Source organism: Pseudomonas sp. SJZ079, assembly GCF_007993865.1.
In the GTDB taxonomy this organism is placed as follows: Bacteria; Pseudomonadota; Gammaproteobacteria; order Pseudomonadales; family Pseudomonadaceae; genus Aquipseudomonas.
Genome location: NZ_VIUH01000029.1, coordinates 44,453 through 54,471, shown reverse-complemented (window position 1 = coordinate 54,471; position 10,019 = coordinate 44,453). Strand labels below are relative to the sequence as shown.

The 10,019-nt window shown below is 61.1% G+C and carries 10 protein-coding genes and 1 pseudogene; 4 read left to right on the top strand and 7 right to left on the bottom strand.

The window, feature by feature from the left end:
• Positions 1–141: 141 nt before the first annotated feature.
• A complete protein-coding gene (locus FBY03_RS20055) occupies positions 142–909 on the bottom strand; it encodes a class III extradiol ring-cleavage dioxygenase (RefSeq protein WP_147174112.1) in 768 nt (255 codons plus the stop codon).
• A 251-nt stretch (positions 910–1,160) separates the two neighbouring features.
• Between FBY03_RS20055 and FBY03_RS20050 the strand changes: the two genes are divergently transcribed.
• Entirely contained in the window at positions 1,161–1,820 is a 660-nt protein-coding gene (locus tag FBY03_RS20050) for a thiopurine S-methyltransferase (protein ID WP_147174111.1), read from the top strand.
• A 103-nt stretch (positions 1,821–1,923) separates the two neighbouring features.
• Here FBY03_RS20050 and FBY03_RS20045 read toward each other — a convergent pair whose 3' ends face one another.
• The 5 genes and pseudogenes from FBY03_RS20045 to FBY03_RS20025 all read right to left on the bottom strand — a co-directional run bounded on the left by FBY03_RS20045 (position 1,924) and on the right by FBY03_RS20025 (position 5,927).
• A complete protein-coding gene (locus FBY03_RS20045) occupies positions 1,924–2,316 on the bottom strand; it encodes a transcriptional regulator (protein WP_147174110.1) in 393 nt (130 codons plus the stop codon).
• A gap of 224 nt (positions 2,317–2,540) precedes the next feature.
• Complete coding sequence (gene htpX, locus FBY03_RS20040) at positions 2,541–3,413, bottom strand: protease HtpX (RefSeq protein WP_147174109.1); 873 nt, start codon at positions 3,411–3,413, stop codon at positions 2,541–2,543.
• An 89-nt stretch (positions 3,414–3,502) separates the two neighbouring features.
• Positions 3,503–3,954 (bottom strand): annotated as a pseudogene (locus tag FBY03_RS20035) (hypothetical protein).
• Positions 3,955–3,959: 5 nt separating this feature from the next.
• Positions 3,960–4,703, bottom strand: coding sequence for an SDR family NAD(P)-dependent oxidoreductase (locus tag FBY03_RS20030; protein ID WP_147174108.1), 744 nt, complete (start codon positions 4,701–4,703; stop codon positions 3,960–3,962).
• Between the two features lie 12 nt (positions 4,704–4,715).
• On the bottom strand, positions 4,716–5,927 hold the full coding sequence (locus tag FBY03_RS20025) for a pyridoxal phosphate-dependent aminotransferase (protein ID WP_147174107.1): 1,212 nt from the start codon (positions 5,925–5,927) through the stop codon (positions 4,716–4,718).
• A 310-nt stretch (positions 5,928–6,237) separates the two neighbouring features.
• Between FBY03_RS20025 and msrB the strand changes: the two genes are divergently transcribed.
• The 3 genes from msrB (at position 6,238) to FBY03_RS20010 (ending at position 7,698) form a co-directional block, all read left to right on the top strand.
• On the top strand, positions 6,238–6,636 hold the full coding sequence (gene msrB / locus FBY03_RS20020) for a peptide-methionine (R)-S-oxide reductase MsrB (RefSeq protein ID WP_147174106.1): 399 nt from the start codon (positions 6,238–6,240) through the stop codon (positions 6,634–6,636).
• Between the two features lie 109 nt (positions 6,637–6,745).
• Positions 6,746–7,231 carry a glutathione peroxidase gene (locus FBY03_RS20015; RefSeq protein WP_147174105.1) on the top strand — a complete coding sequence of 162 codons (486 nt, stop codon included), beginning with the start codon at positions 6,746–6,748 and terminating at the stop codon, positions 7,229–7,231.
• A 14-nt stretch (positions 7,232–7,245) separates the two neighbouring features.
• The gene (locus tag FBY03_RS20010; protein ID WP_147174115.1) at positions 7,246–7,698 is read left to right on the top strand and encodes a MarR family winged helix-turn-helix transcriptional regulator; all 453 of its coding nucleotides are present in this window, start codon (positions 7,246–7,248) and stop codon (positions 7,696–7,698) included.
• On the opposite strand, the gene FBY03_RS20005 is transcribed toward FBY03_RS20010, so the two are convergent.
• The gene (locus FBY03_RS20005) at positions 7,682–10,012 is read right to left on the bottom strand and encodes an ATP-binding protein (protein WP_147174104.1); all 2,331 of its coding nucleotides are present in this window, start codon (positions 10,010–10,012) and stop codon (positions 7,682–7,684) included. The two genes, FBY03_RS20010 and FBY03_RS20005, sit on opposite strands and share 17 nt — an antisense overlap.
• Between the last annotated feature and the right edge of the window lie 7 nt (positions 10,013–10,019).

Sequence of the window (10,019 nt, the reverse complement as noted above, 5' to 3'; positions counted from 1 at the left end):
CGCTGAAAGGCTTGAGTATCCATGGTGGGCAGACCTCACAAGCGGATGTCTGCCTTAAAGCTTAGTCCTTGCAACACAATTTTGGGACAGAGCCTTTTTCATGGCTGCTGTTTGGCCCGGGAGGCGCGCTTTGCAAGGCTGTTAGGCGAAGCTGTAGATGTCCATCCCCAGTGCGCCATGGGTAAAGCCACTGTGCTCGACCTTGAAGGTGCCGCCGGCGCCGCGGGCGAAGAACAGCGGCAGCAGGTGTTCGTCGCTAGGATGATTACGTGCGGCAGCCGGAGCCTGGCGACGGTAGTCATGCAGCGCGATCTCATCGTCGCGGGCCAATGCCGCCACTATCCAGTCGCGGAAGGCTTGTGCCCAGGGTGCAATCACCTCCGGGCCGGCGTGCCAGTCCAACTCGCCCAGGTTGTGGGTGATGCTGCCGGAGCCGATCAGCAGCACGCCGTCTTCGCGCAGTCCGGCCAGGGCATGGCCGATCTGGGTCTGTAATGCAGGGCCTTGGCGGCTGGGTAATGACAGTTGCACTACGGGAATCTCGGCCTGCGGGTACATCAACGACAGAGGGACCCAGGCGCCGTGATCCAGCGGCCGCTGTGGATCGAGTCGAGCGTGCAGTCCGGCAACCTTTAGCTGCTCGACGACCTCCTGGGCTAGCTGCGGATGGCCTGGGGTGGGGTAGTGCAGTGCATAAAGCTCTTCTGGGAAGCCATGAAAGTCGTGCCAGGTGGCCGGCCGGGCAGAGCTGGTGACATACAGTTCCGGGCTCTCCCAGTGTGCCGACACGACCAGGATCGCGCGGGGTATCGGCAGTTCTGCGGCCAGGCGGGCCAGCGCCGGTCCGCTGGCACCGGGCTCCAGGGCCAACATCGGTGAGCCGTGAGAGATGAACAGACTGGGTAGCATGGCGTGCTCCTTAGCAATGAGGACGATCTTCAATCAGTCATTCGGGGGAATCAAACGGTAATATTCGGACTATTTGATCGGCTTAATAGATGCTTTGGGCAGGCGTTGGCTTGAGGCGTTATTCGCTCCTTGCCGCGCAGGGCTGATCGGCGTCTGAGTGCTCAGTTTCCAATTGCCCCCGGGAGTAGAGTGGGTTGGCCTCGGCGCGCAGTTTGGGTCAGGATTGCTCGGTTAAACATTGAGGAGGCAGCATGCGCGCGGAATTCTGGCAGGCGCGTTGGGCGCGCAACGAAATCGGTTTTCATGCGCACGAGGTCAATCCCTACCTGCAACGTTACTGGCCAGATCTGGCGTTGCCGAGCGGGACGCGGGTGCTGGTGCCGCTGTGCGGCAAAAGCCTGGATATGGCCTGGCTGGCGGCGCAAGGTTGTCGGGTGGTGGGTGTCGAGTTGGCGCAGAAGGCAGTCGAGGATTTCTTCAGCGTCCATGAGTTGCAGGCGCAGATCAGTCAGGACGGGGCGTTCAAGGTCTATCGAGCCGGCTCGCTGGAGATCTACTGCGGTGACTTCTTCGCCTTGACTGCGCAGCAATTGGGCGACTGCCAGGCGTTCTATGACCGTGCCGCCCTGATCGCCTTGCCCGCCGAGATGCGCGCGCGCTATGTGGCGCACCTGCGTGAGCTTCTCGCGCCTGGTTGCCAGGGCCTGCTGGTGACTCTGGATTACCCGCAAGCAGAGATGCAGGGGCCACCCTTTGCGCTGGATGAGGCAGAAGTCCAGGGGCTATTCGAGAGTGGCTGGCAGATGAGGTTAATGGAGGCGCGGGACGTGCTAGGGGAGAACTTGAAGTTTCAGCAGCGAGGGCTGACACGCCTGGATGAGCGGGCTTATCGACTGATCCGCACCGAATGAGCAGCAGTTATCCCGAAGTTTGTAGTTGCATGACCCGTCTGGGGCAGTCAGGCCCCAGGTAGAGTCAATCATGCAGCGGTGATGGCGCCAAACGTTCGGGCCGTCAGGTGAGAGTCGCTTCGGCGGCAACTTTGTCGAAAATCTCTGGCGTCAGCACGGCCAATCCTTGCTTGTCGAGCACTTCACGTGGGTGTTCGTCGCCAGGGAAGCTGCTGTCGATCATGCTGAGCAGCTGCAATCCGCGATCGGTCAGTACGAAGTTCTCGCCGTTACCGCCTTCGCTTTCCGGGCGAGCGGCAATAAAGCCCGCCTTGAGCAGCAGCGCCTCATATTCTGTCGCCTGCGCCTTCAGTGCGTCCAAGTTGCCGATGGCCTGGCCGGCGTGCTGCAGTTCGGCAGCCAGCTCCTCGGCGTAAGTCCGTGGGGCGAAGCGCTTGCCGGCGGAGTTCTGCACTTCATGCAGCAAGCGTTCGATCAGATCCCAGTTGTAGTTCATGTCATCGTCTCCCGTTGTCGTCGTGCTCGGAACAGTGTCGAGGCATGCTCAATCCTCGAGGTTCTTGACCTTCCTAAAATCCGACAGGGGTGTGGGCTTAAGGTTCGTTACCGCGGCATGGCCAGGCTCGCCACAGTCGTAAGGAGAGCTCGGGCTGGTGCGGGCTCTGAGCATTAGCCATAAAAAAGGGCGACCACTGGTCGCCCTTTTTGTGCGTGCCGTGCTTAGCCGCGCTGACGCAGCGCTTCGATGCGCTCCTCCAGTGGCGGGTGGCTCATCAGCAGACCAGCCAGGCCATGCTTCAGGCCGCCGTTGATGCCGAACGCGGTCAGGCTGTCGGGCATCTGCACCGGTACCCCTTGCTCGGCGCGCAAGCGCTGCAGCGCGCCGATCATGGCGCTAGTGCCGGCCAGGCGTGCGCCCGCTTCGTCGGCCTTGAATTCACGTTTACGCGAGAACCACATGACGATGATGCTGGCCAGGATGCCGAGTACCAGTTCGGCGAAGATGGTCGCGACGAAATAGCCGATGCCATGGCCGCCTTCGTTTTTCAAGATCGCCTTGTCGACGAAGTTGCCGAAGATCCGTGCAAAGAACATCACGAAGGTGTTCACCACGCCCTGGATCAGCGCCAGGGTGACCATGTCGCCATTGGCCACGTGACCGATCTCGTGGGCCAGTACGGCGCGTACCTCGTCGGGGGAGAAGCGCTCCAGCAGGCCCTGGCTCACGGCGACCAGCGCATCGTTCTTGTTCCAGCCGGTGGCAAAGGCGTTGGACTCGTAAGCCGGGAAGATGCCCACCTCGGGCATCTTGATGCCCGCTTCGCGGGACAGTTCCTCGACGGTTTGCAGCAACCACTGTTCATGGCGGGTGCGGGGCTGGCTGATGATCTCGGTGCCGGTGCTCATCTTCGCCATCCATTTGGAGATGAGCAGCGAGATCAGCGAGCCGGCAAAACCGAACACGGCGCAGAAAATCAGCAGGCTGCTGTAGTTCTGGCCGGTGTAGCGGTCCACCCCTAGTAGTTTTAGCGTGATGCTGGCGATGATAAGGACGGCCAGGTTGGTGGCCAGGAACAACAGAATGCGCATCATGGTGTGAAACTACTCCTCACGGGAAAGGCGTACCGGTTATGCGGGCTATATAAGGGCGCGGGGCTGGAATCTTCAATCGAGGGACTATTTCAAACTGTGTCGTTTGCGCCAACTAGAGCGCTTTCGAAGAGCAGGCGAGTCAGGCGGGCGACTCGTTCGCCGTGTTGCTCGGCGATTGCCTGGCGCAGTCGGAAGGCCAGGGTGCCTTGCACGCGGCGCACGCTGGGTGGCAATGCGTCGCCGTCGGATAGGGCGTGGGGCACGCTACGTGACAGGCGCAGAAAGCCTTTTTCACTGAGTACGCCTGATCCAGGGCGTCGTAGGCAATGCTCGAGTCGAAGCGCAGGTAACCTTCTTCGGCCAGCCACAGCAGGGCGCCCAGGCAGCTCTGGTGGCGTTTGCTTGGCAGGCCGAACTCGTCCGCCTCTTCGCGACCGATCAGGTCCTCCACATACAGCGCCATCTTGCGCGGGAAGGTTTGGTAGAGCAGCAGCAGGCCGCGGGCGGCATCCTGGTAGAAATCGTCGATCTGTAGGTCCATGGGGCTCAGAACTTGGCAATCATCGAGGTGGGGAGTAAAGGCAGCAGGCGACCGAGTATTGCCCAGGGCCAGCCGGGCACATAGGCGCTGCGGTGGCGCTTGTCGATGTGGTTAGCAATCAGCGCGGCGCCACGTTCCACGTCGATCAGAAAGGGCCGGCTGGGCATGCCACGGTTCAGTGGTGTGTCGATGAAGCCTGGCAGGATCAGGCTGGTGTCGATGCCTTTGCCGAGTAATTCGGTACGAGTGGATTCCATGTAGCTGATCAGTCCGGCCTTGCTCGCCGAGTAGGCGGCGGTATGAGGCAGGCCGCGTTTGCCGGCGACCGAAGCGACGGCGACCAGGTGACCATGACCTTGCTGACGAAACAGCGCGGCAGCGGCGTCCAGGCAAGCGATGGCGCCGATCAGATTGGTTTCCAGGGTCAGGCGGGCGCGCTCGAAGTGCCCGCCGCCGGTTTTGCCGGCCAGGGCGATACCCGCATTGGCGATGATTCCATCCAGCCCGCCGAGGGCGTTGGCGGCCAGGCCTACGGCATCCTGGCAGGCGGCGTAGTCGGTGACATCCAGCGGCAACACCGCCACGTGGCGGCCGAAGCGCGCCTGCAGTTCCGCCGCCAGCAGGTGCAGGCTGTCTTCGCGACGTGCAGCCAACGCCAGGTCATAGCCTTTGCTGGCCAGTTCGCGGGCGAGCGCGGCGCCGATGCCGGAGCTGGCGCCGGTGAGCAAGTAGCGTTTGGCCTGGGACATGGAACGCTCCGGTTACTGTTGGTAGCCCTTGAGGAAGTTGCCGATACGGCCGATCGCCTGTTCGAGGTCGTCTACTCGCGGCAGGGTGACCACGCGAAAGTGATCCGGCCACGGCCAGTTGAACGCGGTGCCCTGGACGACCAACAGTTTTTCCGAGAGCAGCAGATCCAGTACGAACTTCTCGTCGTTGTGGATCGGGCAGACTTTCGGGTCGATCTTCGGGAACGCGTACAGCGCGCCCATCGGCTTGACGCAGCTGACCCCGGGGATGTCGTTGAGCAGCTCCCAGGTGCGGTTGCGTTGCTCGAGCAGGCGGCCGTTGGGCAGTACCAGGTCGTTGATGCTCTGGTAGCCGCCGAGGGCGGTCTGGATCGCATGCTGGCTCGGCACGTTGGGGCACAGGCGCATGTTGGCGAGGATATCCAGGCCTTCGATGTAGCTCTGTGCCCGATGCTTGGGCCCGGAGATCGCCACCCAGCCGCTGCGAAAGCCCGCGACCCGGTAAGACTTCGACAGGCCGTTGAAGGTCAGGCACAACACGTCCGGCGCCAGGGAAGCGGTGCAGGTGTGCTGGGCCTCGTCGTAGAGGATCTTGTCGTAGATTTCGTCGGAAAACAGCACCAGGTTGTGCTGCCGCGCCAGTTCGACGAGGTCTTCCAGTATGGCCCTGGAATACACGGCGCCAGTCGGGTTGTTCGGGTTGATCAGCACCAGCGCCTTGGTGCTCGGGGTGATCTTTGCGCGTATGTCGGCGATATCGGGGAACCAGCCGGCCTGTTCGTCGCACAGGTAGTGCACCGGCTTGCCGCCGGACAGGGCCACTGCGGCGGTCCATAGCGGGTAGTCCGGTGCCGGGATCAGCACTTCGTCGCCGTTGTTGAGCAGCGCCTGCATGGCCATCACGATCAGCTCGGAGACACCGTTGCCGAGGTAGATGTCCTCGATGCCGACGCCTTCCACCTGCTGCTGCTGGTAATACTGCATCACCGCCTTGCGGGCACTGAACAGGCCCTTGGAGTCGCTGTAGCCTTGCGCGGAGGGCAGGTTGCGAATCACGTCCTGGAGGATCTCCTCGGGGGCTTCGAAACCGAACGGTGCCGGATTGCCAATGTTCAGCTTGAGGATGCGGTGGCCTTCCTCTTCCAGGCGTTTGGCGTGCTTGAGCACCGGTCCGCGAATGTCATAGCAGACGTTGGCGAGCTTGTTCGATTTGCTGACCTGCATGTAAGTGATCCCGAAATGATGAGGCGCCGCTGATTCAGGCCGTGTGAACGCGTGACGAGCAAAGGCTGGCTAGGCCAAAACTGGTAAAAAGCGCAGATTACGCGCCGCAAATGGACATGTTGTGCCTGCGCTAAACCCTATACCACCCCGCGTCATAGCGTTCCACGACCCGAAAGGCCGGGTAAAAGACTCAATCCAGCACGTCTTGGCAGGCTGTAACGCGGGTGACAGACTGGGGTCGAATCATACGTGGCAGCCCGATCTTGGCAAAGCGACTGATCGGGCTTTTTTCAGTTGAGGAGACCTGCCTGTGGACAAGCTCGAGAAACCCCTGGAAGTCTGGCGCGAAGAGCTGTCGGAGACCCAGTTCAATGTCTGCCGTTTAGGTGGCACGGAGCGCGCCTTTACCGGCGAATACCATGACAGCAAGGTACCCGGTGTCTATCACTGCACCTGTTGCGGGGTCGAGCTGTTCGATTCCGCCGCCAAGTTCGACTCGGGCTGTGGCTGGCCGAGCTATTTTCAGCCGGTGAGTAAGGAAGTCATTAGCAGCCTGGACGATTTCAGTCATGGCATGCATCGCATCGAGGTGAAGTGCGCCAAGTGCGACGCGCACCTGGGGCATGTCTTCCCGGACGGCCCGGCGCCCACGGGCTTGCGTTACTGCATCAATTCGGCGTCGCTCAAGCTGATGCCGCGCGAAACTTGATGAGAATGAGGTCTGCCTATCAGTGGGCCTTATTTTTAGCCAATTGAATTGCGCACAATTCAATTGCTCGATACCTTTGATGGATTCATCAAAGGTAAAGGCGATCATCATGAGCAACGAACTGTTCGACATCCCGTGCACCACCATCAAAGGCGAGCAAAAAACTCTGGCCGACTTCAAGGGCAAGGCCGTGCTGGTGGTCAATACGGCCAGTAAGTGCGGTTTTACGCCGCAGTACAAGGGCCTGGAGAACCTTTGGCAGCAGTACAAGGACAAGGGCCTGGTGGTGCTGGGATTCCCTTGTAATCAGTTCGGCAAGCAGGAACCGGGCAATGAAGGGGTCATTTCCGAGTTCTGCGAGCTGAATTTCGGGGTGAGCTTTCCGCTGTTCAAAAAGGTCGACGTGAACGGTAGCGATGCCCATCCGCTGTACGTGCAGCTGAAAAAGCGCGCTCCGGGTCTGCTCGGCAGTCAGGGTGTGAAGTGGAATTTCACCAAGTTCCTGATCAGCGCCGACGGTCAGCAGGTCAAGCGTTTCGCACCAACGACCAAGCCGGAAGACCTGACCGCCGAGATCGAAGCGCTGCTCAAATGAAGCAAGCGCCTGTCATGCTGGATGCTGCTTTGCTGCTGGATAACCAGCTGTGCTTCAAGCTGTATGCGACATCGCGGGCAGTTATTCGCGCGTACAAACCTATGCTCGATCAGTTAAACCTGACCTACCCGCAGTATCTGGTGATGCTGGTGCTGTGGGAGTGGCAGGCAGCGCCGCCATTGCAGCCAACGGTCAAGGCGCTGGGGGAACGCTTGATGCTCGACTCCGGCACCTTGACTCCGCTGCTCAAGCGCCTGGAACAGCTGGGCATGTTGGTGCGTCAGCGCTCGAGCGAGGACGAGCGCGAAGTCCATCCGTTGTTGACCGAGGCGGGCAGCGAGTTGCGTGAGCGGGTGCAACCTTTGCGGAGTCAGCTGCTGTGCGAGCACGGTGTCGATCTGGATGAGCTGGCAGAGCTGCGCAGCCATGTCGGGGAGCTGTTGCAGCGGTTTATGGCGCTACGCTAGTGGGTAGCCACTGGTCGAGCAGGGCGGCTAGCTCCTCCCGGCGAAAGGGTTTGGCCAGGTAATCGTTCATGCCGGCGGCGCGGCAGCGCTCGCGTTCGTCCGGTAGGGCATTGGCTGTCAGTGCGATGATCGGCAGTTCAGGGTAGCGTCCGCCCCGGCGAATGCGCCGACTGGCTTCATAACCATCCATCACCGGCATGTTGCAGTCCATCAGTACCAGGTCAACCTCGTGCAGTTCCAGCTGACTCAGGGCTTCTGCACCGTGGTTGGCCAGTAGCACCTCGCAACCGAGTTTCCCGAGCATGCCTCTGGCGACCAGTTGGTTGACCTGGTTATCTTCGACCAAGAGTATGCGCATTTGCCTATTGACCCACTGCTCTGTGTCGGTCGGTACGGGGAGGCTGTGTGCGGGCTGTCCCAAGCTGCGGCGTAGTGCCTGGAGCAAAACCTGGCGCGACAAGGGGCGAGCCAGCTGTTCGACAGGCTCCAGCGTCTGTATCTGTTCACTGGGAAAGAAACTGCCATAAGCGCTGATCAGCAGAAACGGCACCTGGCACGCCTGACGCAGGCTGGGCAGGCACTCCGGATCGTCGCTGATCAGCAGGTCTGCGACCATCTCGGTGGGGCGGGCATCGGCGTCCAGGCGCCGATAGTCCAGCCCCCAGTTAGGCAATAGGTTGCTGAGTTGCTCATGCAGGCCTGAGTTGGGGGCGCTGAGTGCCACCACTCGTCCGGTTAGCGCCGGGGTTGGAAAAGTCACCGCAGGGCTGTGGCCGGGTAGCGGCAGTTCGACGCAGAACTGCGAGCCGAAGCCGTCCTTGGATTTCAGGCTGAGCTGGCCGTGCATGGCTTCGCAGAGTCTTCGGGTCAGTGCCAAGCCCAGACCGGTGCCACCGAACTGACGGTTGATGCCGGCGTCGGCTTGGGCGAAGGGTTGGAAGATGCGCGCCTGGGCGTCCTCGGCGATGCCGATACCCGTGTCGCGCACGAGTATCTGGACGCCGGTCTGGCTGGCGCTGATGCGGATGTCTACGCGGCCGAATCGGGTGAATTTCAAGGCATTGGATAGCAGGTTGCTGACTACCTGGCGGACTCGGGTCGGGTCGCCGATTACTTGGGCCGGCAGCTGTGAGTCGATGAAGCAGGTCAGTTCGACGCTCGCTGCCGCATTCTGCGAGAGCAGGTTGGCGGTGTCTTCGACCAATGTGCCGAGGTCGAAGGGGATGTTCTCAAGCTCCAGCTGCCCAGCCTCGAATTTCGACAAGTCGAGAATGTCATTGAGCAGTTCGACTAGAACTTTTCCAGAGTCGTGGGCAATCGACAGCTGCTGGCGTTGCTCGCCGTTCAGTGGGCCGTCGAGGGACAGCGAAAGCATGCCGAGCAGGCCGTTGAGTGGTGTGCGGATTTCATGGCTCATGTTGGCCAGAAATGTCGAGCGGGCCTGGGCCATTTGCAGGGCGGTACGTCGCGCCTGTTCGAGCTGCTGGTTGGACTCGGTCAACTGTGCGTTGGTGGTTTCCAGCTCGGTGGTGCGTGCCGAGACTATATTTTCCAGCTCCCCCAGGTACTGGGTCAGGCGGTCCTCTGCATGGTGACGCTGTTGTATTTCCGTGGCGATGCTGGAGAGTTGTTGGTTGGTGACGTCGACCAGCGTGCCGATCTCGTCGCGCTCATGGCCGGGTGGGCAGGGCAGTCTGTGGTGATTGGGGCTGTGCAGGTCGCGTGTACTGAGCGCGCGGATGACCTCGATCAGCGGCTTGGTCAGCATGAAATAGAACAGCACCAGGAGGATCAGCGAAAGCAGCAAGCTGCGAGCGAAGCCCGCCAGCAGGGTGAGTAGCGAGCGGCGTAGAAAGTGGCTGCCGAACGCGTAAGTGTCGACTTCCAGGCGCAGCAGGCCGAGCGCCTCTTCTGGGGCGTGGCTGACGAACAAGGCTGTTTCGAACTGTCGTTGCTTGCCGAACAGAAAGTCGCTGAGCAGCCGGTAGGGGCTTTCGCTGGGAGGGCGACTGACGCTGGCCAGGGCTGTGCTGCTGTTGTTGTCGAGGATCTGGGCGCTGATCACTGCAGGCGAGCGCAGTAGGCCGCGAACCAGTTCCTGGGCCAGTTCGGCGTCAATGTTGTAGGCGATGCGCGCGGCCGGATTGTGGCTGATCTCCATCAGCGCGCGAATCTCGCGGTTGATGGAGGCATCTTCACTGGCATAATCGATGCCGACTTGAAGCGCGCTGAAAGCCATGCCGAGGGTAAACGCCACCAGCACGGTCCAGCCGGCCTGTTTGAATGACAGGCGTTGGGTGAGCGCTATATCCATAAGGCGG